This is a genomic window from Novosphingobium sediminicola, assembly GCF_014196525.1.
Classification (GTDB): domain Bacteria; phylum Pseudomonadota; class Alphaproteobacteria; order Sphingomonadales; family Sphingomonadaceae; genus Novosphingobium; species Novosphingobium sediminicola.
The window spans coordinates 167184-190605 of the sequence record NZ_JACIDX010000006.1 but is presented as its reverse complement, the minus strand read 5'-3'; the positions used below and the strand labels follow the sequence as shown (position 1 = coordinate 190605).

Here is a 23422-nt window from a genome sequence, read left to right as displayed (position 1 = left end):
ATGAGCATGGGGGAAAGCATCGTACAAGGGGCAATTTCAAGCGGCGGTCGGCTGGACCGCGCGCTGGCGGAAAGCTGCCCGGCCGACGCAGCCCTCTCGCGTGAGCGAATCAAGGCGCTGATTGGTGAAGGCCGGGTAACCATCGATGGCCGCACTGTGTCGCAGGCCTCGATGAAAGTGGCGGCGGGTGCGCAATTCATCATCAACCTGCCCGAAGCCTCGCCTCTGGACGCGGTGGCGCAGGATATTCCGCTCAACGTGGTTTACGAGGATGACCATCTGATCGTGGTGGACAAGCCCGCGGGCCTTGTTGTCCATCCGGCTGCGGGCAATCCCGACGGCACGCTGGTCAATGCGCTGCTGCATCATTGCGCGGGGCAATTGTCGGGCATTGGCGGGGTGGCGCGCCCCGGCATCGTCCATCGCATCGACAAGGACACTTCGGGCCTGCTGGTGGTGGCCAAATCGGACATCGCGCATGAGGGTCTGGCGCGCCAATTCGCCGACCATTCCATCGAACGGGCCTATCTGGCGCTGACCCAAGGCATTCCCAATCCCCCGCGCGGCACATTACGCGGCGTGATCGCCCGCCATCCCACCGACCGCAAGCGTATGGCCCTAATGCCCGAAACTCTGATCAAACCGGGTGGTGATGCCAATGCCGACGATGACACCGGCCCAAAGCGCGGCAAACATGCCGTCACCCATTTCCGCCTGCTCGAATCGCTTGATCGCGCCGCGCTGGTCGAATGCCGACTCGAAACCGGGCGCACCCATCAGGTCCGCGTGCATATGGCCTCGATCGGCCACGCGCTGCTGGGCGATCCGGTTTATGCCCGATCACAGAAATCGCAAAAACCAATCCTGACAGAGCTTGGCTTTGCCCGGCAGGCGTTGCATGCTGCGGTTCTCGGTTTTACGCATCCGGTTACCGGCGAAACCATCCGTTTCGCCAGCCAGTTGCCCGCTGACATGCGGGAACTTTTACACCGGTTGGGCGGTTCTGATGCCGACCAGCCGGTCTCTTCCCTGCTGTCCGGTGCCATTGGGCCGGGCGGCAAGGAGGGCCAACCGTGGCCGCCGCCGAGGGATGCCTGTTAAGGGTCCGTCAATGCGCGTGCTGACAAGTTGAAGGACGATGACTGCTATGACCCAAGACAGCAATCTGCCCGCCGTCCCGGCGCTTGCCTCTGGCGAGGACGGGCTGAACCGCTACATGTCGCAAATCCGCAAGTTCCCCGTGCTGACGGCGGAGCAGGAATATATGCTGGCCAAGCGCTATGCCGAGCATCAGGACCCTGATGCCGCCCGCCAACTGGTCACCAGCCATCTGCGCCTCGTGGCCAAGATCGCGATGGGCTATCGCGGCTATGGCCTGCCGATGAGCGAGCTGATCTCCGAAGGCAACATCGGGTTGATGCAGGGCGTCAAGAAATTCGAGCCCGACCGTGGTTTCCGTCTGGCCACCTATGCAATGTGGTGGATCAAGGCCAGCATGCAGGAATTCATCCTGCGTTCGTGGTCTTTGGTCAAGATGGGCACGACGGCGGCGCAAAAGAAGCTGTTTTTCAACCTGCGCCGGATGAAGAAGAACATCGACGCCTTTGAAGACACTGACCTGCATCCCGACGATGTGAAGAAGATTGCTACCGACCTTGGCGTGTCTGAGGCCGAGGTGGTCAACATGAACCGCCGGATGATGATGGGCGGCGATGCTTCGCTCAACGTATCCTTCAACGAGGATGGCGAAGGCCAGTGGCAGGACATGCTGGCCGATTCGGGCCCGTTGCAGGATGAAACCGTAGCCAATGCCGAGGAGGCCCAATGGCGCCACGCGCTGCTGGCCGAGGCGATGGAGAGTTTGAACGAGCGCGAGCGCGCGATCCTGTTCGAGCGGCGCCTGACCGACGATCCCAAGACGCTGGAAGAACTCTCGCAAACCTATAACGTCAGCCGCGAACGCGTGCGCCAGATCGAGGTGCGCGCTTTTGAAAAACTGCAAAAAGCGATGCAGTCCATCGCGCGCGAAAGGATGCTGGTGGCTGCGGCCTGATGCAGCGCCGGGGCGGGACGTTTTCCGCCCCATTACGGCACAGGTCCGGTTAACGATCTTGCCGCGAATCATCACCTGCCCAAACTGCTCCCCGAACGCGGGGAGTGAAGATGGACGAGGCAATCTGGCTGATTTCTGACGGTCGCAGTGGCAGCACGTGGTTTTCGCGCCTGCTGGCCTCCGCGCGCCCCTGCCATATCGAACATGAGCCCATTCACCCGCTTTTCACCCCGACGCTGACCGATGAGGCGCAATTGCCTCTGCCCTGCGACCCGGTGATTGAAAACAAGCTGGTGCCCTTGTTCGAGGCGATCCGCGCGGGCCATCACCGCACCGCCCGCTTTGGCGAGAGCGACCGGCGCGCCGATGGCGGGCTGATCATCCGCGATGTCTTTGCCCTGATGGTTGCTCCGCGCATGATCGAATTGCTGCCCTGGCTCCGCCCGGTGGTGATCCTGCGCCATCCTTGCGAGGTGGCCGCGTCGAAATGCGCGCTGTCCGATTGGGTATGGTTCAGCCAGGTTGAGATGCTGGCGCGCGACGAAGTGCTGCTGGCGGCTTTTCCGCAATTGCCTCGGCTGATCGCCCGTGCGCGCAGCCCGTTTCAGCGTTACGTGCTGACATGGTGTGTGGCCCATGCGTTTTTGCTGTCGCACATCGCACCATCGCGCCTGCATGTGGTGCGCTACCCCTCGCCGTTGGAGGCCGCGCGCCGCAATGTGGCGCAAATCATGGGATGCGAGGCGCCCGAGGCCGCCTTTCATCAGGCCTATGTCGAACGCTCGCCCACCGATCGCCCGCCCGACGGGCGCTCTTTGCTGACCCGCCTTATCCATCCGCGCCGCGCCCCCGGCGAGACCGAATGGCAATGGGCCAATGCCATGTTGCACGAATTCGCATTGGAGCCGTGGTTCCCGGTTTCCGAATCGACCGCCGGATTATCCCGCGCAAAAGCGCTGGCAGGCTAATCCGGCCAAAAAATCTGCCCCTTTGTCCTATTTAATATGTTGATTTGATGACGGGCTTTGTAATTTCTTAGGAATATTTCCGTTACTATGCATTCTTACTAGGTATGGCGTTAGGATCATTCCTGCGCCGCTTATTCTGGCAAGGATCAACTCCATGGCTGTCGAGACGCCCCCCTCGCATGGCGAAAACCTTTCCGATGTGTCTTTCACTTCGGGCCTGCATGGGCTGATCGGGGCCTCCCCGGCCATGCGCGAGGTCTATTCCCAGATCAAATATCTGGCCGCGAGCCGGGCCAATATCTTTATTTCGGGCGAAACCGGCACCGGCAAGGAGGCCTGCGCCGAAGCTATCCATCGCGCATCACCCCGCTCGGCCGCGCCCTTTGTCACGGTGTCATGCAATGCCATGCCGCCCGAGCTGATCGAACGGCGGATCTTTGGTGATCCGTCCGAAAGCGCCCCGACAGCGCCTCCTTGCGCGCTGCGCGCTGCCGATCGCGGCACGCTCTTCCTTGACGAGGTCAGCGTACTCCCCTTACCGCTTCAGGGGCGCCTGCTGCGCTTTTTGCAAAGCGGGATGGCGGGGCGCACGCTGGTCGATGTCCGTCTGATCTGTTCGAGCAGCCGCCCGATGCTGAGCGAACTGGCCTCGGGCAAATTCCGCGAGGATCTCTATTACCGTCTGGCGGTGGTGCCGCTCGAACTGCCGCCCCTGCGCGAACGCGGCGGCGATATTGAGGCGCTGGCGCAAAGTTTCCTGCGCCGATTTGCCCGCGAACAGGGCAAGAAATTCGATCCCCTTGGCCCGGATCACATCGCCGCGCTCGAAGCCTATGCGTGGCCGGGCAATCTTCAGGAATTGCAGAATGTGATCCGCCGAGCCGTCCTATTGTTCGACGGGCCGGATCTGCCGTTGCGCGCGCTGCCCGCCGTGCCGCCCGCACCGCTGGGCCAGACCCCGCAAACGGTCGAAGCCCCAGCCCAGCGCCCCGCCTCCACCGAAACCAGCCACGAGGCTTTGTTCGAGGCACTGGCCGGGTTGACGCTGGATCAGATCGAAAGACTGGCTATCGAGGGGGCCATTCAGGCCGCCCATGGCAGCCTGCCGGGGGCTGCGCGCATTCTGGGGGTCAGCCCCTCGACGCTGTATCGCAAGCGCGAACGCTGGAACGATGCCCAGCGTTCTGCCTGATGTCAGGCGGGGTTACCAATCCCCGCCATTGCCGTCATCCGAGGAATCCCAGGAACTGTCGTCGGAAATGCCAAAGTCATTGCCGCCCATATCCTGATTGGAATTGCTCGAATCCCAGCCCGAATTGTCCTCACGCAGAGGGCGGCGCTGTTCTTCCTTATGGTCGCCGAACATGCCGTCGATGATCTTCTCACCGGCAGCGAAACCCGCGCCCGCCGCCGCGCCCGTGGCCAGACCGCCAAGGATCGAGGAGCCCATGCCGCCGCCCTGCTGCGGCGGATAGCCCGGCTGCGGATAACCGCCGCCAAAGCCCTGATTGCCATAACCGGGGCCGCCATAGCCGGAATTGCCGAAACCCTGTCCGCCCTGCCCGCCATAAGGCGCATTATAGACCTCGGCCTGACGGCTGCGGCGGCGGAAGAAGGCAAGCACACCAAACACCAGCGCACCGATCAGCACAATGCCGACCCACGAGATGCCGCGCGACTGCGCTGGCTGGGGGGCCTCACTGCGCGTGACCGCGCCGTTTCCCACCGATCCGCCATTAAGCTGCGACTTGAGCGCGGCCACCGATTGCGGCTGAATACCCGGCAGGCCCGGCGCCAGCTTTTCCGCCTGCGCCAATTGCGCCCGCGCTTCGGCCGTCTTACCCTGCTTGGCCAACAGTTCGGCCTGAACATAATGGGCCTTGGCGCTGTTCGGGTGAGCCTTGAGCACCTCGTCCATCATGGTCACGGCCTTGTCCACCTGCCCCGCGCGGGCGGTGGCATAGACATCGCGCACGCTTGGTTCGGCGGCCATCACCGGCGCCGAAACCATCATCAGGGCCACAGGGGCCAAAAGCCACAGGGCAGACTTCTTCATCTTCCTCACTCCATTTGACGCAAGTCGCGCCGCAACGTGATCTGGTGCGCCTTATGACTTTTGCAAGATGAACAGGCCCTGTGCCGCCTCCAGCGCCTGTTGGGCCGCCGCATCGCGCGAACCGCTGGCCGCAATTTTGCACCAGCCCGACAGGTCGCCGCAATCATAGGCCATTTGCCGCGCCACCACCGCAGCATCGGCATCCGAGGCATCACCCCGGCGTTCCGTAACCCGCTGCTGCATGATCGCGCCATCGGCCTCCAGCCACAGGCCAAGGAAGGGCGCATTGGCAGCATCGGCCGCACTCGCAATGGCCGCGCGCTCATCCGGCGCGGCAAAGACGGCATCGGCCACCACCGGCCATCCCCGTCCCAACATTGCGCCTGCTCGCTCGACCATCGCGGCATAGACCAGCGCGCTGGCCTCTCTGGTATAGGTTTCGCCCGGCAGGCGATCTTCGGGGGCCACGCCCGCCAAACTCTTGCGGATCACATCGGACCGCAGCCAGCGCGCGCCCGGCGCCGCGCCGATCCGATGCGCCAGCGCCCCGGCCAGCGTCGATTTTCCCGTGCCCGACAGCCCGCCCACCGCGATCAGCCCTGCCACGCCGGGCCGTAGAAATTCCAGCGCCGCGTCGAGATAGGCAAGCGCCTCGCCCGCCTTTTCCGCGCGCGCCGAGCCGCTCAGCCGCGCCGCCGTGGCCGCCCCCACATGCGCCCGGATCGCCGCGCGCACCGACAGGAACAGCGGCAACGCGGGCCAGCCATCCTCCTCGCCCATACGGTCGGCATAGCGATTGGCGATGAGATTGGCGGCTTGGGCATAGCCCTTGTGCCACAGGTCCATCAGCAGAAAGGCAAGATCATAGAGCAGATCGGTCGTCGCCAGCTCGGCGCTGAATTCAAGGCAGTCGAAAGGCACGGGCCGCCCCTGCCACAGGCAGATATTGGCCAGATGGAGATCACCGTGCCCATGGCGCACCTTGCCCGCCCGCGCTCGCGCGTCGAGCAGATCGGCCACCTGCGCCAGCGCCTCAAGGCTTTGCGCCTGCAAATGGGCGACCTTATCGGCGGGCAGCAGATCGGGGGAAATGGCGGCAAAGGAGCGGGCATTGCCGACAATCACCTCTCGCATCCGCGCCGCGCCATCGGCCTCAGGCAAGATCTGCGCCCCGGCATGGAAATCGGCCACCCCATCGGCCAGAGAGATCAGCAAAGGCTGGGTCAGCGCCCCGCGCGCGGCCACCTGCGTCAACAGATCCTGCGCAGGAAAGCGGCGCATGACGACCACCCAGTCGATCACCTCGCCCTCATCTCCCCAGCCCGGCGCCCCGTCCGGCCCCCGCCGGATCGCCCGCAGCCCGCAATAGAGATCAGGCGCCGTACGCCGATTGAGCGCCAATTCGGCCCGGCACGCGGCCTCTCGCAAGGCCAGCGTCGAGAAATCGAGATAGCCCAGATCAACCGCGCGTTTCAGCTTATAAACACTGTCCGGGCCAAGGAAGATCATCGCCCCGTGGGTGTCGATCCGCTCAACGCCGGGCGCGGAGAGAAAGGCGATGGTCGCGCTCTGGTCCTGTTCGCTGTGATCCATGGCCATGAGATGCGCCTTTATGCCTTCTGCTCAATCTATTGCATATCAGATCATGGCGCATGTTGCGCCTCGTCAACAAGGCTGGCTGGATCAGGCGCGCACGCGATGCTATGGAAACCGCCTTATGGCCCCGCCCAGCGAAGAAAGCCACGCATGAACGAGACGCGCATGAACGAGACGAGCGCTGTCGACACAACCTTGCGAAAGCCCGCGCCCGATGCGCAGTCGGATTCCGGGCCAGATCCCGCGCCCGAGGAGGTGGAGATCAAGCTGGCCACCGGCGAGGCCATGCTCAAAGCCTTGCGCCAGCATCCCGCCTTGCAAGGCGAAAGCCAATGCGAAAGCCTGCGTACAACCTATTTCGACACGCTGGACGGCGCGCTGGCAGCGGGCAAGGCCAGCCTGCGCGTCCGCCGGCGGGCCAAGGGCTGCGAACAGACGCTGAAAATCGCGCTGGGCCGCAAGAGCCAGATGCAGCGCAGCGAATGGAACCAACCCTTGCGCGCCGATGCGCAGGCCCCCGACCCGGCCGCCTTTCCGGCCCCGGCGGCGCTGGCGCTGGATCAGATGCGGCAAGGCGCGCATCTCGTGCCCTATGCCGAGCTGATCGTGGAGCGTGAAACGAGATTGCTGCGCCGGGGCAAGGCTTTGATCGAGGTCGCCTTTGACACGGGCGAGATCCGCGCAGGCGAACGCCCCGCTCAGCCGATTGCCGAAATCGAGCTGGAATTATGCGAAGGGCGGCTGGCGGACCTATTGCGGCTGGCGCTGGAATTGCCGCTGGGGCCGGAACTGGGCTGGTCGATCCGCACCAAGGCGCACCGGGCGCAGGCGCTGGCCAAGGGGCGCGCACCGCAGGCCGTATCCGCCGCCCCGGTGGCCCTGACGCGGGGCATGAGCGCGGGCCGCGCGTTTCAGACGATCGGGTGGAATGCGCTGGCCCATGCGGTGGGCAATCTGGGGCTGGTGATCGCACGGGGCGATCCGGGGGCGATCCATCAATTGCGCGTGGCGATCCGGCGGCTGCGCGCGGCGCTTTCGCTGTTTGGCAAGGATCTGCTGGCGGGTGACCCGCAGGCGCGGGAATGGCGGCAGGAATTGCGCGAGGCCGCGATGCTGCTGGCCCCGGCGCGCGATCTCTATGTGTTGGCGCAGGGGATCAAACATCCGCCCGAAGCGCTGCTGCGCGCGCAGGCCGCCGCAACCCAGGCCGCGCGCGATGGGTTGGGGCAGGCAAGGTTTCAGCGCTTCTGGCTGCAACTGGCGCTCTGGCTGGAAGAAGGCGCCTATCTGGCCTCGCCGCTGGCCGGGGCGGCGGTCGAGCCTTTGGCCACCACCATGATCGAGCGCCAGCGCAGCGCGATCCGAGGGATGCGCAAACGTCTGGCCGGAATGAGCGACCGGGATCTGCATGACCTGCGCAAGAATGTGAAAAAGCTGCGCTATTCGGCGGGCTTCTTTCAGCCGCTCGACAAGAGCAGGACCGCACGCGCGCATCAGGACGCGTTGGAGCAGGTGCAGGAAGCGCTGGGGCGGATACAGGATCAGGCCAGCGCGATGCAGGCGGGCGTGGGGATCGCGCGCCTGCTCGACCTGCCGCGCGGCGAGGCGCTGACGTTGCAATCGCAGCTCGACGCGGCCATGGCCCTGCCCGCTGCGGCGCGCGCGCAGGCAATTGACCGGGCCCGCGACGGTCTAAGTCTGGAAAAGACCCATGCGGGCTGGTGGGAAGCGCTGTAAGACGCTAGCCGGGGCAGGAAGGAAAAAGGGAGAGTCATGAGCGATACCAGCCTGCGCCTGAAAATCGCGATCCGGGTGATGAGCGGGGATGAAATCGCCATGGGGCCGGGCAAGGCCGATCTGCTTGAGGCGATTGATGCCACCGGGTCGATTTCGGCCGCCGGACGCGCGATGGACATGAGCTATCGCCGGGCATGGCTGCTGGTCGATGCGATGAACCGGTGCTGGGCCTCGCCTTTGGTGGAAACCATGCCCAATGGCGCGGCGCGTTCGGGCGCGCGGCTCAGCCTTGCCGGGCGCAAGGTGCTCGACGCCTATCGCGCCTTGCAGAGCGGCGCGGCCATGGTGGAAAACGGGGCGGAATGGCAAAGCCTGAAGGCCCAGCTTTTGCCCATCCCGCGCGAACACCAATAGCGACCGCTTGTGTATGGCAAGGATTGCGGGTTAAACTGAATGCCAGCAAATTCCCTATTGTTTCATTTTAATGACAAGGATAGTGACAATTCGTCAGATCGCCAGCCTGCCCTATCGACGTGTTGGTGATTCGCCCGATTCGCCTGTTGAGGTCCTTATGGTTACCTCGCGGGGAACCGGACGTTGGGTTTTGCCCAAAGGCAATGCGATGAAGGGCCTGTCCGCCCATGCCGCCGCTGCGCAGGAAGCGTATGAGGAAGCAGGGCTGGAAGGCGCGGTTTGTCCCACTCCTCTGGGCGATTACCGCTATCGCAAGCAGTTAAAATCGGGCGCCTCACTCCTTGTGGACGTGAGGGTTTTTCCGCTGGCCGTAACAACCGAACTTGACGAATGGCCCGAAGCAGGGCAGCGGACGCGGCAATGGTTCCCGCTGGCAACAGCGGCGGACCTTGTTGATGAGCCAGAACTGCGCGCACTGATGGTCCGGTTTCGGCCATCCGACTTTGCCGATTCGTCCGGCAAGCCAATCGTGGGCCGCAGTCTGGCACTGATGAGGGAAACTGTTCGAATGTTTCACTGGTTTCAGGCGCTGCTCCCCAAGCAGGGCAATTTCTTCGCGCTGTTTGAAGCCCATGTCGCCACGGTAACCGCAGGCAGCGACGCTTTGGCCCGCCTGCTTCAAGGCGGTGCCGGCATGGATCAGCATGTCCGCGAGATCGTCGAGCGCGAGGAGGAGGCCGACAGTATCACGCGCGACGTGCTGACCACCGTGCGCAAGACCTTCCTTACCCCCTTTGACCGCAGCGCGATCACCAGCCTGATCGGCTCGCTCGACGATTCGATCGACCAGATGCAGAAGACCGCCGGCGCGATCAGCCTGTATGAAGTGACCGAATTCGAGCAGGAAATGCGCGATATGGCCGCGATCATCGTCGATTGCTCGCGCCTGCTGTCCGAAGCCATGCCGCTGCTGCGCGACATTCACGGCAATGCCGCCCGCCTGCACGAGCTGACCGGGCGCATCGTCGAGATGGAAGGCCATTCGGACGAAATCCACGCCAAGGGCCTGAAGAAGACCTTCAAGCTTTATGGCAAGGCCGAGCCGCTGACCTTCTTTATCCAGCGCGAAATCTACATTCACCTCGAAAAGGTGGTGGACCGTTTCGAGGACGTCGCCAACGAGATCGACGGTCTCGTGATCGACCACGCCTAAGGGGGCGAACAGATCATGGACCATGTTATCGTGGCCCTGCCCTTGATCATCGCCCTTGTGGCGCTGGCGCTGGCATTCGACTTTATCAACGGCCTGCATGACGCGGCCAATTCCATCGCAACGGTGGTTTCCACCAAGCTGTTGACGCCGGTGCAGGCGGTGCTGTTCGCCGCCTTCTTCAACTTTGCCGCCTATTGGCTGTTCGGCCTGAAAGTGGCTGAAACGGTTGGCAAAGGCATCATCGACAAGGATCTGGTGACGCCCCATGTCATCTTCGGCGCCCTGGTGGGTGCGATGGTGTGGAATGTGTTTACCTGGGTCAAGGGCATCCCCTCCTCGTCCAGCCATGCGCTGGTGGGCGGGCTGGTCGGCTCGGGCGTGATGCATGCGGGCACCAATGCCATCGTGTGGTCGGGCATCATAAAGACCACCTCCTTCATCGCGCTGGCGCCTTTGCTGGGCATGATGGCGGCGATGATGCTGATGATGATCACCTCGTGGATCTTCATGAAGGCCACCGCCAAGAGCGCGGAAGGCGTGTTCAAGAAGCTGCATATCGTTTCGGCGGCGGCCTATTCGCTGGGCCACGGCGCCAATGACGCGCAAAAGACCATGGGCATCATCACGGTGCTGCTCTATTCGCAGGGCCTGCTCAAGGGCGACTTTGCGGTGCCGGGCTGGGTCGTGATCGGCTGCTATGTCGCCATGGGCCTTGGCACGCTGTCGGGCGGGTGGAAGATCATTGAAACCATGGGCAGCCGCATCACCAAGCTGTCGCATCATCAGGGCTTCTGCGCCTCGATGGGCGGTTCGCTGCTGCTGTTCGGCGCCACCGCTTTCGGTATCCCGGTTTCGACGACGCACACGATCACCGGCTGTATCATGGGCGTGGGCGCCGCCAAGCGGACCAGCGCGGTACGCTGGGGCGTGGCACAGCGTCTGGTCGTGGCATGGCTGGTGACCATTCCGGCCGCCGCTCTGGTGGGCGCTGCCTTCTATGAACTGGCCGTGGTGATCGACCGGGCGCTTTAAGGGATTTATGCGAGGGTCCAGACCCTCGCGCTCCCTTTACTGTCTTCGTTGTGGATCAGGTTCAGCCTTTCGTGTCGGACGCAACGTCCAAAATTTTAAAGCCTGCGGCGCTAATCAAGAGCGCCGCAGGCTTTATATATTCAGCCCCTCGAACCAAGGCAGCACCCCATTACAGGGCCCATTACCGGGATTGCAAAGGGACAAGTCCCTTTGCCCGCCGGAGGCAAACCCTACCCCTTCTTCTCACCGGGATAATTCAACCGCAGCGAAACCGGCGCATGACACTGCCGGATCGCATCGCCCACATGCCGCGCCCGCTCCGCTGTCAGGGACCCTGACACCAAAGGATGCGCCCTCTCGCGCGTCACTTCCTCGGCGGTAAAGGGCCGGGTTCCCACCGGCGCACTATTCCCGCCCACCACGAACACCATATAGTTCAGCATATCGGCCAGTTCGGCATTATCGCTGATCCGGCTGTGCGCGATATTGGGCAGGCGCAGCAGATAGGCGCGCGAGGCGGACGTACACATCAACCAGCCCACCCTGCCCTGCGATTCGGGCAAAGCCGCGGGCGCCGAACGCCCATCCGGCCCATGGCAACCGCCGCAATGCTCGATAAAATCAGAGCGAGCCAGTTCGGGATCGCTCATGCCTTTCACAGAGTCAGGTTGAGCCGACACTGACGCCGCCAGCCAAGGCAGCGCCAGCAAAGCGCCGGCCCCAATCCACCGCGCCGCTTTCATCCTCAGGCCGGTCCCACCATCACCGCGGTCGAGCAGTGATATTCCATGCTCTGCGTGCCGAAACACCAGATGATGTTGTTGTTGAGCTGCGGCACATAGAGCGGCGTCTCGCGGTCCTGATTGTCGCACATGCACTGGGTGCACATCGGCTTGCCGCAGCAATCGCGATAGGCGATCATATAGGCCTTGCCGTCCTCCGGGTTCATACAGGTGCCCACCCATGACACCGGCGAGGATTCCGCCCCCGGCGGACAGGTGTGAATGCCCCCGCCGCAGCATGAGCACAGCGCCCCGTCGATCGCGCAATAGCGCCAGTAATCGCATTTGGTGTCATCCACCGTCTGCGCCTTGCGGGCAAAGGCGGTCTTGGCCTCGGGGCTGCGGTCGGGCTTGGCGGCCCCGGCGCGGCTGACCGGCAGCAGCGGGAACACAGGCGCGGCCACCAGCGCCCCGCCCAGCCGCGCCAGCATGCCCCGGCGCGAGGTGCCCCCGGCAAAGCGGCGCAGCAGCTTTTCAGCGGCGGCATCGGGATTGAACAGTTTCATCGGCAAACCCCCGTAGAAAAATGGAATACGGCCTTCAGCCGACGACCTTGAGCGAGGCGATATAGTCCTGAACGCTCTTCACGCCCATTTCATGAGCGATAATCAGGCTTTCGAGATGCTCGCGGCTGTTGACCAGCCCCTTGGAAAGCACGACCCCATCGGCATCCATCAGCACCGCATAGGGCAGCTTGCCCACGGCGAAGGCCTGACCCACATCCGGGCCATTAACGAAAGTATAGGCCTCCAGCCCCTGCTGCGCGATCAGCTTGCGCTGGGTCGCCACATCATCGTCGCCGATGAAGGTCAGGTCGAGCCGCTCATCCTTGGCAAAGCTCTTGGCCACCGGAATCAGCCCCTTGCACAAAGGGCACATGGCCGAAACGAACATCAGCAGGCGCAGCGGCTTGTCCTTGGCCGGGCCACCGATATGGACATGGCGACCGTTAAGGTCATTAGCCTCGATCACCGGGCTGCCTGAACCCACCGCAGGCCCGCCCGCCGTGGTCAGCGCCCCCGCGGGCGCCACCCGCATATGCAAAACGCCCACCTGCCGCGCCAGCGCCAACAGCGCCACCACCAGCCCGGCAATGACCAGCCAAGAAACAAACTGTGAAATGACCAGCGAAAGGATCATGCCTCTATCTCCGAGTGGGAAGCCGAATGGGATGCAGACTGGCCGAAAGCGGGCTGGATTGCAGCGCCGCCAGGGCATTGAACAGATGATAACCCAGCCATACCGCCAGCCCCGCAACCATCGCGGCGATCAGCGCCATGCCATCGGGCAGAACCGGGCCAAGCGCGGCCAAAGCCAGCAAGGGCAGCGCCAGCACCAGATTACGCGCCACCAGCAGCCAGCTCAAAGGTTGGCGCAATTCCGCATGGCCGCAGCCGCAGTCAATAAAGCCGCGCCCGCGCCGCAGATTGACCGCCATTGCCCAGCCGAAGACCAGCAGCAAACCGCCCCCCGCCAGCGCCCCAGCGCGCCCAAACCCCGGCACAAAAAGCGCCAGCCCGACCGCCATTTCCCCCCAAGGCAACAGCCCCGCCACCGGAGCAACCAGCCCATCAGGCAACAGGCGATAATTGCCGACAACCCCGACCAGCAAGCGCCGATGCCGCCAATGGCTCAGCCCGGCAAAGGCAAAGATCAACCCCGCCCCGATGCCAAAGCCCGACAACAATGTCGCCAGCAGCGCCCCCATCACGGCGCCTCGACCGTGGCGATGATGCCGCCGCCGATCGCGCCGATCTTCGGCCCCAGCGTCCATGTCGCCAGATCGAGGATATAGCCGTCATTCTTGCCGGTATTGACGAAGAGCTTGGGCTTGTCCCCCTGCGTCACCTCGATATTGTCGATGTGATCTTCCAGCGGGAAGCGCTTGACCACCTTCTTGGCCGACAGGTCCACGTCCCAGATTTCCTCGCCCGGATCCTTCTGGGTCCAGAATTCGCCGATATGCATCAGCACATAGAGATGGTTGCTGGCATGATGCCATGCGGTCAATTGCCGCCCGCCGGGCAGCCAGTTGACATCGAGCGGCTTGGTATCACCGGGGCGCAGACCTGCGGCGGCCTGAATGGAAAAGGGCGCGGCTACTTCGGGCTTCAGTCCAATTTTCGCCATATAGATCAGCCCGGTATAGCTGAGGAACACCGCCTCCTTGCGCCGCACAGAATAGTTATAGGCGTCAAACACCGGGTCATTGGTGGCCGAAAAGAAGGGCACGCTGCGGGTGATCTCCGCCTTGCCGCCCGACAGGTTGAGCGAGGCCAGCGAGCCATCCGAACAGACCGACACCAGCCCTTCGGCAATCGGCATCAGCCCGGCGCAGCCCGGCAATTCGACATTGCGCGCAAATTTCCGCTTGCCCAGATCGACAATATTGACCGAGGCGGCGGGCGTAAGGTTGAAGATATAGGCGCTCTTGCCATCGGGCGAGATCGCGAAATTATTGACCTGCGCGCCAATGATCAGACGGCCCGGAAACGATACCTCGGTCTGCAGTTTCAGACTGTTGGCATCATAGATGCTCAGCAGATCCTGCCGCGTCCCCCGGTTGCCCTTGCTCCAGATCGTTTCGGAAACGTAATAGAACTTGCCCGCCGGATCGACCGCCATATCCGATGTGCGGCTGGTATCGACCATGCCCACCATCTTGCCGGTGGCGCTGTCCACGATCTGGGTGCCCGCCGTATCAAAACCTCCGCGCACATAGAACCAGCCCGGATTGGGCGAGGCCAGCGTAGCGACATTGGGGGTTTCCGGCTCGGTGGGCACGGCGGCCTGCGCGCCAGAGGCCAGCACGGTCCCAATCAGCACAGCAGCGGCGCGAAGGGTGAAAGCTTGCGAAGTGTGGCGAGACATCTGGCCGGAACCCTCCTTGAAAGCGGCATAATGGCGGCAAAAACAGGCCAAGGCGATGGTCCATCCCCCTGCGGAACCGATCATGCGTTCAGACCGGCCAAGGCTGGACGAGTGTCCAGAATTAATCAAGCCCCTTCTGACGGCCCGATCTTGCGAAAACCGGGCGCGACAATGGCCAATGCGCACAATGGCGTAAACCGCGCCAACCTATCACAACCGCGCCCACCCCGGCCAGCACCGCCAGCCCCGCGCCCAGCAGCAATCCCCCATCCGGCATCACCCAGAGCATCCCTGAACCCAGCGCGGGGCCCGCGCTCATCCCCAGATTATGCGTGGCCGCCACAAAGACACGAAAGCGCGGCCCCAGCCCCAAGGCGCTGGCCAGACCCGAGCAGCGGATGATGATCGCGGTCGATCCGATATTGAGCAGGACCATCGCCAGCACGAAACCCGCCCCAGCGCCCGGCCTCGTCAGCACCAGCGGGGCCAGCAAGGCCGCCCCCACCAGACAGGCCGTAACCGGCAAGGGCACGCGCAGCCGCTCGCGCATCACCGCAATCGCCGTGGCCGCCCCGGCCAGCGAGCCGATCGCCACAGCGCGCCCGATCAGCCCTTCGCTGTGCCCGGCCTGCACCGCCAGCGCGCCACACAGGCTCCACACCATCATCGTCGCGCAAATGAACCAGAAATTGGCCAGCGCCAGCGCCCAGCCCGCACGCGGCGTGGCGCCATTGCCCACCGGCGTGGCGCGATGCCCGCCCCCTTCGCGCGCAAAATGCAGAGCCACCGCCGCCGCCAGCGGGACAAGCGCCAACAGCCCCAGCGCCCGCCCTGCCCCGATCCTTGCGGCTAGATCGGGGAGCGCAAGCGAGACCAGCGTGGCCAGCATCAATTGCACCAGCAGGACAATGGCATAGGCGCCCGTGGGCCGCGCCGCGGCAAAGCCCCCCATGGCGCGGGCATAGACCGCCCCCATCCCCAGCCCATAGATCGCGCGCAGCATCAGCAATCCGCCAAAGCCCTGCGCCAGCGGCGTCAGCAGACCCGCCACCATTGCCCCCAGCGCCAGCGCCAGCGCCGCGCGCATCGACATCCTTGGCCCCAGCCACCACACCATCGTCGCCGCCAGCGCCGAGGCGGTTTGCGTCATGCCCACCACCCAGCCATGATCGGCGGCGCGCAGAGGCGTGGCCAGCGAGAGCAGCGTGAGGAACACCGGGTCAATCGCCGGTTGCAGACAACCCAGCACCGCCGCCGCCGGCAAAGCGCAACCTCGCGCACGCCCCCAGCCCAGCCCCGATGCCCAGCTATCCTGCTCTGCAAGCAAAATCCGACGCATAAACAGCCCCCTTCGCCCGCCGCGACCATCGCGACGGACCGGTGTCCTGCGTCAGAAGGCGCCGACGGCTCAGGCCGTCTGGCTTGTCATTCCGGTAATCTCTCGCGAAGTGATCGTTTTGGCAAGCGATACAAGCGCATGAGCGGCAATTGACGTATAGGCGGACATCCGGTCGGCCCATGGCTTTTCAAAGCCCAGAAACGGGGTCGAACCTTCCATGCTGGCGCTGATATAAAGGGCCACGGTGCGCACCTCGTCCGCCGAGAGGGCGGGATTGAGCACGGCGACATATTCACCAATGAAATCATGCACCCGCTGGTAAAATCCGCGCACGCGATCAGCGATGAAATCATTGTGATTGGCCAACGCCCACAGTTCGGTGAACAGCCGGGTCGTGCGTTTGCCCGCAATATCGTCAAGGCAAATCACGATCAACAAACGCAACCGCTCCTCGGTGGTCAGATCGGGCAGGCGCACGCGATCCTCCAGCACCTTTTCATAGGAGGCCAGCAATTCATCGAGCAGCACCTGAACCAGCATTTCCTTGCGCGGGAAATGGTACGAGACATTGCCAACCTTCATCCCGCAGGCCGCCGCGATTCGCCGGATGGTAAAGGCCGCCGCGCCCTCGTCGATCAGCACACCCAGCGCGGCTTTCAAAATCGCGTCCACCGTCTCTGTCCCGCGCGAATAGGTGCCGGGGCGCGCGGTGGTGACGATGTCTTCCGATAGATCCATGGGGCTTCTTCTCCTTGGGGCGCCATGCCATCGGCTTGCCCGTCTTGCAACCTTCCCCGGCACCCGGCTTGACGGAATCTTGAAGCACGTCCAGTATCGCCCGACATCCCATCAGGAGCCCGCAAACGTGAGCCAAGGAAAATTCGCCCTGACCATCAACCGCAAACCGGTCAGCGTGACGGCCGATGCGGACAAGCCCCTGCTCTGGGTGCTACGCGAAGAACTGAAGATGCCGGGCACCAAGTTCGGCTGCGGACAAGGGCTTTGCGGGGCCTGCACGGTGCTGCTGGATGGACAGGCGGTGCGCTCGTGCCAGACGCCGGTGTCGGCGGCGGCAGGGCATAAAGTCACCACCATTGAGGGTGCGAGCGCCGTGCCGCAGGGGGCGAAGCTGGTGGAAATGTGGCGCGAGATCGACGTGCCGCAATGCGGTTATTGTCAGGCTGGCCAGATCCTCTCAGCCACGGCCCTGTTGCTGGCCAATCCGAAACCCAGCGATGAGGAGATTGATGCAGGCATGAACGGCAATCTGTGCCGCTGCGCCACATACCTGCGCATCCGCCGCGCGATCAGGAAAGCGGCCGGAATGGCCGATGTGACGGGAGACGCCGCATGAGCGCTGTTATCGACCGTCGCGGTTTTATGGCCGCCTCGCTGGTGGGGGCTGGCGCGCTGGCGTTTGAGGCGCGGATTGCCTTGGCGCAAGATCCCGGCGCGGTGCCGCTCAACGCCTTCATCCGCATCGGCGCGGATAATAAGGTGACCATCGGCTCCAAGAACCCCGAGATCGGTCAAGGCATCCGCACCATGCTGCCCATGTTGATCGCCGAGGAGCTGGATCTGAGCTGGGATCAGGTGGTGATCGAGCCCACGCTGGCCAATGACAAGATCTATGGCGTGCAAAGCGCGGGCGGGTCGAATTCGACGCCCAACAACTGGTTGCCCATGCGGCAGGTGGGTGCGGCGGCGCGGGCGATGATCCTGAGCGCGGCGGCAAAAGAATGGGGCGTGGATGCATCCAGCCTGACCACGGCGGTGGGCAAGGTTTCCCACGCGGCTTCGGGGCGGAGCGCGCCCTATGCCGCCTTTGCGCGCGGCGCGGCGACGGAAACGGCCCCCGATCTGGCCAAGGTCGCGCTCAAGGATCCCTCGCGCTTTACCATCATCGGCCAGTCCAAGATCGGCGTCGATACGGTGGCGATCACGCGGGGCAAGCCCCTGTTCGGCATTGATGTGGATATGCCCGGCCTGATCCATGGCGCGATCATCAAGGCCCCGGCCCATGGCGCCACCATCGCATCCCATGATGCCGGTGCGGCGCTGAAGCGCAAGGGCGTGATCGCGGTGGTGCCGGTGAACAGCAATTCGGTCGCGCCGGGCAAATTCGACACGCTGGTCGTGGTGGCCGACAGTTGGTGGACCGCTAAGAACGCGCGCGAGGCCGTCAAGGTAACGTGGAACGATGCCGCACAGCAGGGCTTTTCCACGCAGGCCTATGATAAGGGCGCAGCCGAAGCCTTGGCCGCCGGGCCGCAGATTGCCCATGCCAAGAATGGCGATGTGGCCAAGGCGCTGGCAGGCGCGGCCAAGACCATCACGGCGGATTACTCCTACCCATTCCTCGCGCATGGCACGCTGGAGCCGCAGAATTGCACGGGCCGCTGGGTCGATGGCAAGCTGGAGATCTGGGCGCCAAGTCAGGCGCCGAACAATGGTCGCAGCGACACCGCCGCCATGCTGGGCATCAAGGGCGAGGACATCACCATCCACCAGACCCGCATCGGTGGCGGCTTTGGGCGGCGACTGATCAATGATTACATGGTGATGGCAGGGCAAGTGGCCAAGGCTCTGCCGGGGCGTCCGGTCAAGATCCTGTTCGACCGCACCGATGATCTGCGCCACGATTATTACCGCCCCGCAGGCTGGCACCGCTTCACCGCAGGGCTGGACGCCAAGGGCGATCTGGTGGCCTTCCGCGATCATTTCGTCAGCTTTGGCAAGGATGGCAAGCCGATCCGCGCGGCGGAGATGAGTCCGTTCGAATTTCCGGTCAATGTGCTGGCCGATTCCGAAATCGGCATCACCTATCTGCCCACCAATCTGGCGACAGGTTGGCTGCGTGCGCCCACATCCAACGCGGTGTCCTTTGTCTATCAGAGCTTTATGGACGAGATCGCGCAGGCGGCCGGGATCGACCTGCCCGAACTGATGCGCCGCACGCTGGGGGCCCCGCGCGATCTGGCGGTGGTGCCGGGGCGGCCTGTGCTCCATTCGGGCCGGGCGCGCGCGGTCATTGATGGCGTGTGCAAGATGGCAGGTTGGCAGGGCGGCAAACTGGCCCCCGGCCCCAAGGGCGAGAAACGCGGGCGCGGCTTTGGCTTTTATTTCAGCCATCGCGGCTATTTTGCCGAAGTGGTCGACATCACCATCACCGATGGCGCGAATGTGCGGGTGGACAAGGTCTGGGCCTGTGGCGACATTGGCAGCCAGATCATCAACCCGATCAACGCGCGCCATCAGGTGCAGGGCGCGGTCAACGAGGGGCTCGGCCAAGGCATGGTCGAGCAGAAGATCGAGCAGGTGAAGGGTGTGGTGCAGGCCGAAAGCTTTGGCGACTTCCCCCTGATCCGCATCGAACAGGTGCCGCGCGAGATCGCGGTGCAATTCCTGAAAACCGATTATCCGCCCACCGGGCTTGGCGAACCCTCGCTGCCCCCGGTGATCCCGGCGCTGGCCAATGCGATCTTTGCCGCAACCGGGCAGAGGCTGCGCCAATTGCCGCTGAAGCTGGCCTGAAAAACGCCCGAAATGGCTAAGAAAAGCCCGCCCTTTGCGCAGTAGGGGGCGGGTTTTTGCTGCAAAGCCCGGCATGGTTTGCGCCAAACTGCGTATAAGGCAAAAAGGCGCTTGAAGGATTTTTGACGACTGTCCAATCTTCCCTCCGAAGCCGCCGATTCATGGCGCCACAGTTTGAGCCAGCGAGTTCCAGCTTGGGGGGAATTTGATACTATGACCTTCCCGTCCGATCCTTCGGATATTGGCGCGCCTGCGTCATTGAAACACACGCCATCAAGGCATCGGCGCCGTCTGGCGCTGCTGGGCCTGACCGCCACGGCGCTGGGCATGGCGGTGCTGCATGGCGCGGCCCCCGCCGTGGCGCAGGCCGACGAACAGGCCGGCGAAAAGGAAGCGGGCATTCCCGTCACCGACAAGCTGGTCATCGACAAATGCGGCGCGTGCCACACCAATGACGGCAAGGGCAACCTGTCGCGCATTTCATGGATGCGCACCACGCCCGAAGGCTGGGCGCAGGCGATCCACCGCATGGTCAAGCTCAACGGGCTGGTCATCACCGCCGAGGATGCCAAGAAGGTCATCCGCTCGCTTTCGGCCAGCCATGGCCTTGCGCCCGATGAGGCCAAGCCGGTCATGTATCTGACCGAAAAGCGCGTGCTGGATGAAACCAACATTCCCAATGAAACGGTGCGCGCGGCCTGCGCCTCGTGCCACGCCTTTGCCCAGCCGCTGAGCTGGCGCCGGTCGGCCAATGAGTGGAAGCTGCTGCAGGAATTCCACATCGCGCTCTATTCGCAGGCCGAAGTGCAATATCGCCGCGGCGTGGACGAACATGGCATTCCGCAGGGCTATGGCGCACCGGCCGCCAAGGGCCCGACGCCGGGCGAGGTTGCGCTGGAATATATGCGCAAGGTTGCCCCGCTGCATTCGGCCGAATGGGCCTCGTGGAGCGCGCGTATGCGCCCGGCCGCTCTGGCGGGTAAATGGCTGGTTTCGGCCGATCTGCCCGGCAAGGGCCGCTATGCAGGCTCGATGGTGATCGCGCCCAAGGGCGATGATTTCACCACCACGATCACGCTCAAATCCCTGAAGGACGGCACCACGATCACCCGCACCGGCAGCGGCATCGTCTATTCGGGCTATTCCTGGCGCGGCAAGTCGAAGGGCGCGGGCGATATGGCCGCCCCGGATGCTCCGGCGCATGAGGCGCGCGAAACCATGTGGTTTGCCCCCGATCAGAAGTCGGCGGCGGGCCGCTGGTATTGGGGCGCCTATGAGGAGTTCGGCTTTGACGTCAAATTGACCAAGGCCAGCGCCGAACCCACCATCGCCAGCGTCACCCCTGATGCGGTCAAGACCGGCACGATGGGCGCGCAGCTTCACATCATCGGCGACAAGCTGCCGACCAAATTCGCCCTCTCCGACATCACGCTGGGCAAGGGTGTGGTGGCCAGGAAGATCGTCTCGGCCAGCGATGATGAGATCGTGCTGAGCGTCGATGTGGCCGCCGATGCAACCGTGGGGGCGCATGACGTGGCCATTGGCGGGGCGGTGCTGGAAAAGGCGCTGCCGATCTATAAAAAGGTCGATTACATCAAGGTCACGCCCGAAACCTCGCTGGCCCGCCTTGGCGGCAGCGAGAAGCACCCCAAGGGATACCTGCAGTTCGAGGCCATTGGCTATGACAAGGGCGCCGACGGCAAAGCGGGCACCGCCGATGACGTGGCCATCGGCCCGATCGACGCAACCTTCTCGATGGGTGAATTCCCCTCGGTCTATTACGATGATGACGTGAATTTCGTCGGCAAACTCTCCACCGCCGGCTTCTTCACCCCCAACATCGACGGGCCGAACCCCCAGCGCAAATGGAACCGCAACAATTACGGCGAGGTCTGGGTGACCGCCACCGCCAAGGCGGAAAAGGGCGCCGATGGCAAGCCCCTGACCGCCAAGGCTTTCATGGTCGTGACCGTGCCTGCCTACAAGCGCTGGGATCAGCCGGAGGTGAATCAATGAGCGCGCCTTTGACCCACACCTATCGCAGCGGCGAGGTTCATCGCTTTGACGCACAGGGACAGGATTTCATCTACCTCGTTTCGGCGGGCGCCATCTTCGCGCTCGACGGGGCGGTGGGCGAGGTGCTGTCCATGCTGGACGGCGCGGAAATGGCCCATGGCGATTTGATCACGGCGCTGACCAACGGCGGCTATAGCCCTGCGGACGCCGAGGATCTGGTGCGCGAATTGCGCCTTGCCCGCGTGATCGTCTCGGATCAGACCGTGGCGGCCCCCGCCCCGGCCAAGCCGGAGGGCGATTATCCGCTTCAGGCGCTGGTGCTCAACATCACCAACCAGTGCAATCTGGCCTGCACCTATTGCTATGAGTTTGGCGCGGACAAGATCGCCACGCCAAACGGTAAGCCCAAATATATGACCATCGACACCGCCAAGGCCTCGGTCGACCTGCTGCTGGCGCAGTCGGGCGGGCGGCCTGCGGTGCATATCACCTTCTTCGGCGGCGAAACCTTGATGAACTTTCCGCTGCTGCGGCAGGTCGTCGCCTATGCCACGGATCAGGCCACGGCCCAGGGTCGCACCATAACCTTCAGCCTGACCACCAATGCCACGCTGCTGACCGATCCCATCATCGAATTTTTGGCCGAACAGCAGATCGGCGTCACCGTCAGCATCGACGGCCCCAAGGAGATGCAGGACAAGCGCCGCGTCTATAAGAGCGGGAAGGGCAGCTATGATGTGATCGAGCCCAAGCTGCGCAAGCTGATCGCCCGCCACCGCACGCGCGCGATCACCGCGCGCGTGACGCTGAGCAAGGGCGTGACCGATGTGGTGAGCATCTTCCGCCACCTGCGCGAGGATATCGGCTTTCACGAGGTCGGCTTTGCACCGGTGACGGAATCGGGCGAACAAGCTTATGCGCTGGGCGAGGAAGGCATGGTCACCGTGCTGGAGCAGTTCCACCAACTGGCGGATGAATGGCTGGCCTATGCGTTGAAGGGCCGGATGCACGGCTTCTCCAACGTCTCGGAAACCATTGGCGAGCTGGTTCAGGGCACCAACAAGAGCCACCCTTGCGGGGCGGGTCTGGGCCTGCTGGGCGTGTCGCCTTCGGGCGATCTCTCGCCCTGCCACCGCTTCACCGATGCCGACAGCCATGTGATGGGCCATGTCTCCAGCGGCATCGACCGCAAGGCGCAGGGCGAATTCCTGACCAAGGGCCATGTCGGCGCCAAATATGCCTGCCAGTCCTGCTGGGCGCGGCCATTATGCGCGGGCGGATGCCATCATGAGGCCTTTGTCCGCTATGGCGACACCGGCCACGCCAATCTGCATTATTGCGACTGGATCCGCGAATGGACCGACACCTGCCTGAAAATTCAGGGCACGCTGGCGGTGCAGAACCCCGAATTCCTAGAAAAATTTGCTGAAAGAAAGGGCCTGTCATGAAGCATTTGCGCCCCATCAACCAGAAGGCCAAGGCGATTGACGCAAGCGTGGAGGCGCAAACCGCCGCCATGCAGGACGATGTCGTGGCCCTGCAACAGCAAGTGCGCCCGCATGTGCCGATGGGCTGCACCCTGTCCTTCTCGCCCGGCTGGGAAGTGGACGCCAGCGGCGGCACTGCGGGCCTGTGCCAGCCTGTCGAGCGCGACATCTATGACTGCTATGTCACCTGCTTCTGGCCGGTGCAGGTGCCCGACCACGTCAATTACTCGCCCGACTGGGCCAGCAATTGCTCGGCGGCGGCCAAGGACTGGCGCAGCCTGGACATCATCTTTCCCTGATCGCGGATCTTGCGACCTTTCTTAT

The 23422-nt window shown here is 63.7% G+C and carries 22 protein-coding genes; 13 read left to right on the top strand and 9 right to left on the bottom strand.

All coding sequences use genetic code 11. The features are described 5' to 3' along the window. The 4 genes from GGR38_RS09520 (at position 1) to GGR38_RS09505 (ending at position 4213) form a co-directional block, all read left to right on the top strand. Positions 1-1101 (top strand): RluA family pseudouridine synthase, encoded by a 1101-nt coding sequence (locus GGR38_RS09520; protein ID WP_183624885.1) that lies wholly within the window; start codon positions 1-3, stop codon positions 1099-1101. 46 nt (positions 1102-1147) lie between these two features. Then, entirely contained in the window at positions 1148-2053 is a 906-nt protein-coding gene (rpoH, locus tag GGR38_RS09515) for an RNA polymerase sigma factor RpoH (RefSeq protein ID WP_183624883.1), read from the top strand. Between the two features lie 110 nt (positions 2054-2163). Then, complete coding sequence (locus GGR38_RS09510) at positions 2164-3021, top strand: hypothetical protein (RefSeq protein WP_183624881.1); 858 nt, start codon at positions 2164-2166, stop codon at positions 3019-3021. Between the two features lie 154 nt (positions 3022-3175). Next, positions 3176-4213: a sigma 54-interacting transcriptional regulator gene (locus GGR38_RS09505; RefSeq protein WP_183624879.1), complete on the top strand. Its 1038-nt coding sequence runs from the start codon at positions 3176-3178 to the stop codon at positions 4211-4213. Positions 4214-4225: 12 nt separating this feature from the next. Here GGR38_RS09505 and GGR38_RS09500 read toward each other — a convergent pair whose 3' ends face one another. Continuing rightward, on the bottom strand, positions 4226-5077 hold the full coding sequence (locus GGR38_RS09500) for a tetratricopeptide repeat protein (RefSeq protein ID WP_183624877.1): 852 nt from the start codon (positions 5075-5077) through the stop codon (positions 4226-4228). A 51-nt stretch (positions 5078-5128) separates the two neighbouring features. Next, a complete protein-coding gene (locus GGR38_RS09495; RefSeq protein WP_183624876.1) occupies positions 5129-6676 on the bottom strand; it encodes a bifunctional aminoglycoside phosphotransferase/ATP-binding protein in 1548 nt (515 codons plus the stop codon). A 147-nt stretch (positions 6677-6823) separates the two neighbouring features. Between GGR38_RS09495 and GGR38_RS09490 the strand changes: the two genes are divergently transcribed. From GGR38_RS09490 to GGR38_RS09475, 4 genes are all read left to right on the top strand, one after another. Further along, a complete protein-coding gene (locus GGR38_RS09490; protein WP_183624874.1) occupies positions 6824-8410 on the top strand; it encodes a CYTH and CHAD domain-containing protein in 1587 nt (528 codons plus the stop codon). 36 nt (positions 8411-8446) lie between these two features. Beyond that, positions 8447-8824 (top strand): winged helix-turn-helix domain-containing protein, encoded by a 378-nt coding sequence (locus tag GGR38_RS09485; RefSeq protein ID WP_183624872.1) that lies wholly within the window; start codon positions 8447-8449, stop codon positions 8822-8824. 208 nt (positions 8825-9032) lie between these two features. After that, positions 9033-10037, top strand: a complete 1005-nt coding sequence (locus GGR38_RS09480; RefSeq protein WP_425497052.1) for a DUF47 family protein — start codon at positions 9033-9035, stop codon at positions 10035-10037. A gap of 15 nt (positions 10038-10052) precedes the next feature. Further along, positions 10053-11069, top strand: coding sequence for an inorganic phosphate transporter (locus tag GGR38_RS09475; RefSeq protein WP_183624868.1), 1017 nt, complete (start codon positions 10053-10055; stop codon positions 11067-11069). 230 nt (positions 11070-11299) lie between these two features. Here the strand turns inward: GGR38_RS09475 and GGR38_RS09470 are convergent, their stop codons facing one another. The 7 genes from GGR38_RS09470 to GGR38_RS09440 form a co-directional block, all read right to left on the bottom strand. Further along, positions 11300-11719 carry a cytochrome C gene (locus GGR38_RS09470; protein WP_246404409.1) on the bottom strand — a complete coding sequence of 140 codons (420 nt, stop codon included), beginning with the start codon at positions 11717-11719 and terminating at the stop codon, positions 11300-11302. A 95-nt stretch (positions 11720-11814) separates the two neighbouring features. After that, complete coding sequence (locus GGR38_RS09465) at positions 11815-12357, bottom strand: methylamine dehydrogenase light chain (protein ID WP_172339027.1); 543 nt, start codon at positions 12355-12357, stop codon at positions 11815-11817. A 34-nt stretch (positions 12358-12391) separates the two neighbouring features. Next, on the bottom strand, positions 12392-12991 hold the full coding sequence (locus GGR38_RS09460) for a thioredoxin domain-containing protein (RefSeq protein WP_183624864.1): 600 nt from the start codon (positions 12989-12991) through the stop codon (positions 12392-12394). 4 nt (positions 12992-12995) lie between these two features. Continuing rightward, a complete protein-coding gene (locus GGR38_RS09455) occupies positions 12996-13559 on the bottom strand; it encodes a MauE/DoxX family redox-associated membrane protein (RefSeq protein ID WP_183624862.1) in 564 nt (187 codons plus the stop codon). Next, complete coding sequence (locus tag GGR38_RS09450; protein ID WP_183624861.1) at positions 13559-14722, bottom strand: amine dehydrogenase large subunit; 1164 nt, start codon at positions 14720-14722, stop codon at positions 13559-13561. Before GGR38_RS09450 ends, GGR38_RS09455 begins: the two co-directional genes overlap by 1 nt. 121 nt (positions 14723-14843) lie before the next feature. Beyond that, positions 14844-16061, bottom strand: coding sequence for an MFS transporter (locus tag GGR38_RS09445; protein ID WP_183624860.1), 1218 nt, complete (start codon positions 16059-16061; stop codon positions 14844-14846). A 69-nt stretch (positions 16062-16130) separates the two neighbouring features. After that, a complete protein-coding gene (locus tag GGR38_RS09440; RefSeq protein ID WP_183624859.1) occupies positions 16131-16799 on the bottom strand; it encodes a TetR/AcrR family transcriptional regulator in 669 nt (222 codons plus the stop codon). Positions 16800-16926: 127 nt separating this feature from the next. On the opposite strand from GGR38_RS09440, the gene GGR38_RS09435 reads away from it, so the two are divergent. From GGR38_RS09435 to qhpC, 5 genes are all read left to right on the top strand, one after another. Then, positions 16927-17415 carry a (2Fe-2S)-binding protein gene (locus GGR38_RS09435; protein ID WP_343059057.1) on the top strand — a complete coding sequence of 163 codons (489 nt, stop codon included), beginning with the start codon at positions 16927-16929 and terminating at the stop codon, positions 17413-17415. Further along, the gene (locus GGR38_RS09430) at positions 17412-19595 is read left to right on the top strand and encodes a xanthine dehydrogenase family protein molybdopterin-binding subunit (RefSeq protein WP_183624857.1); all 2184 of its coding nucleotides are present in this window, start codon (positions 17412-17414) and stop codon (positions 19593-19595) included. The genes GGR38_RS09435 and GGR38_RS09430 overlap by 4 nt, the downstream gene beginning before the upstream one ends. Before the next feature lie 213 nt (positions 19596-19808). Beyond that, a complete protein-coding gene (gene peaA, locus GGR38_RS09425; protein WP_246404407.1) occupies positions 19809-21611 on the top strand; it encodes a quinohemoprotein amine dehydrogenase subunit alpha in 1803 nt (600 codons plus the stop codon). Beyond that, positions 21608-23059 carry a quinohemoprotein amine dehydrogenase maturation protein gene (gene peaB, locus GGR38_RS09420; RefSeq protein WP_183624856.1) on the top strand — a complete coding sequence of 484 codons (1452 nt, stop codon included), beginning with the start codon at positions 21608-21610 and terminating at the stop codon, positions 23057-23059. The genes peaA and peaB overlap by 4 nt, the downstream gene beginning before the upstream one ends. Further along, positions 23056-23397, top strand: a complete 342-nt coding sequence (gene qhpC / locus GGR38_RS09415) for a quinohemoprotein amine dehydrogenase subunit gamma (RefSeq protein WP_183624854.1) — start codon at positions 23056-23058, stop codon at positions 23395-23397. Before peaB ends, qhpC begins: the two co-directional genes overlap by 4 nt. The last annotated feature ends 25 nt before the right edge of the window (positions 23398-23422 follow it).

Bases quoted from the DNA above. Each gene is read 5' to 3' on its own strand.
- GGR38_RS09460 (WP_183624864.1), bottom strand. From the start codon at position 12,991: ATGATCCTTTCGCTGGTCATTTCACAGTTTGTTTCTTGGCTGGTCATT.
- GGR38_RS09440 (WP_183624859.1), bottom strand. From the start codon at position 16,799: ATGGATCTATCGGAAGACATCGTCACCACCGCGCGCCCCGGCACCTAT.
- rpoH (WP_183624883.1), top strand. From the start codon at position 1,148: ATGACCCAAGACAGCAATCTGCCCGCCGTCCCGGCGCTTGCCTCTGGC.
- GGR38_RS09455 (WP_183624862.1), bottom strand. From the start codon at position 13,559: ATGGGGGCGCTGCTGGCGACATTGTTGTCGGGCTTTGGCATCGGGGCG.
- GGR38_RS09430 (WP_183624857.1), top strand. From the start codon at position 17,412: ATGAGCGCTGTTATCGACCGTCGCGGTTTTATGGCCGCCTCGCTGGTG.
- qhpC (WP_183624854.1), top strand. From the start codon at position 23,056: ATGAAGCATTTGCGCCCCATCAACCAGAAGGCCAAGGCGATTGACGCA.
- peaA (WP_246404407.1), top strand. From the start codon at position 19,809: ATGACCTTCCCGTCCGATCCTTCGGATATTGGCGCGCCTGCGTCATTG.
- peaB (WP_183624856.1), top strand. From the start codon at position 21,608: ATGAGCGCGCCTTTGACCCACACCTATCGCAGCGGCGAGGTTCATCGC.
- GGR38_RS09500 (WP_183624877.1), bottom strand. From the start codon at position 5,077: ATGAAGAAGTCTGCCCTGTGGCTTTTGGCCCCTGTGGCCCTGATGATG.
- GGR38_RS09465 (WP_172339027.1), bottom strand. From the start codon at position 12,357: ATGAAACTGTTCAATCCCGATGCCGCCGCTGAAAAGCTGCTGCGCCGC.
- GGR38_RS09450 (WP_183624861.1), bottom strand. From the start codon at position 14,722: ATGTCTCGCCACACTTCGCAAGCTTTCACCCTTCGCGCCGCTGCTGTG.
- GGR38_RS09475 (WP_183624868.1), top strand. From the start codon at position 10,053: ATGGACCATGTTATCGTGGCCCTGCCCTTGATCATCGCCCTTGTGGCG.
- GGR38_RS09495 (WP_183624876.1), bottom strand. From the start codon at position 6,676: ATGGCCATGGATCACAGCGAACAGGACCAGAGCGCGACCATCGCCTTT.
- GGR38_RS09470 (WP_246404409.1), bottom strand. From the start codon at position 11,719: ATGAGCGATCCCGAACTGGCTCGCTCTGATTTTATCGAGCATTGCGGC.
- GGR38_RS09490 (WP_183624874.1), top strand. From the start codon at position 6,824: ATGAACGAGACGCGCATGAACGAGACGAGCGCTGTCGACACAACCTTG.
- GGR38_RS09505 (WP_183624879.1), top strand. From the start codon at position 3,176: ATGGCTGTCGAGACGCCCCCCTCGCATGGCGAAAACCTTTCCGATGTG.
- GGR38_RS09485 (WP_183624872.1), top strand. From the start codon at position 8,447: ATGAGCGATACCAGCCTGCGCCTGAAAATCGCGATCCGGGTGATGAGC.
- GGR38_RS09510 (WP_183624881.1), top strand. From the start codon at position 2,164: ATGGACGAGGCAATCTGGCTGATTTCTGACGGTCGCAGTGGCAGCACG.
- GGR38_RS09445 (WP_183624860.1), bottom strand. From the start codon at position 16,061: ATGCGTCGGATTTTGCTTGCAGAGCAGGATAGCTGGGCATCGGGGCTG.
- GGR38_RS09520 (WP_183624885.1), top strand. From the start codon at position 1: ATGAGCATGGGGGAAAGCATCGTACAAGGGGCAATTTCAAGCGGCGGT.
- GGR38_RS09480 (WP_425497052.1), top strand. From the start codon at position 9,033: ATGAAGGGCCTGTCCGCCCATGCCGCCGCTGCGCAGGAAGCGTATGAG.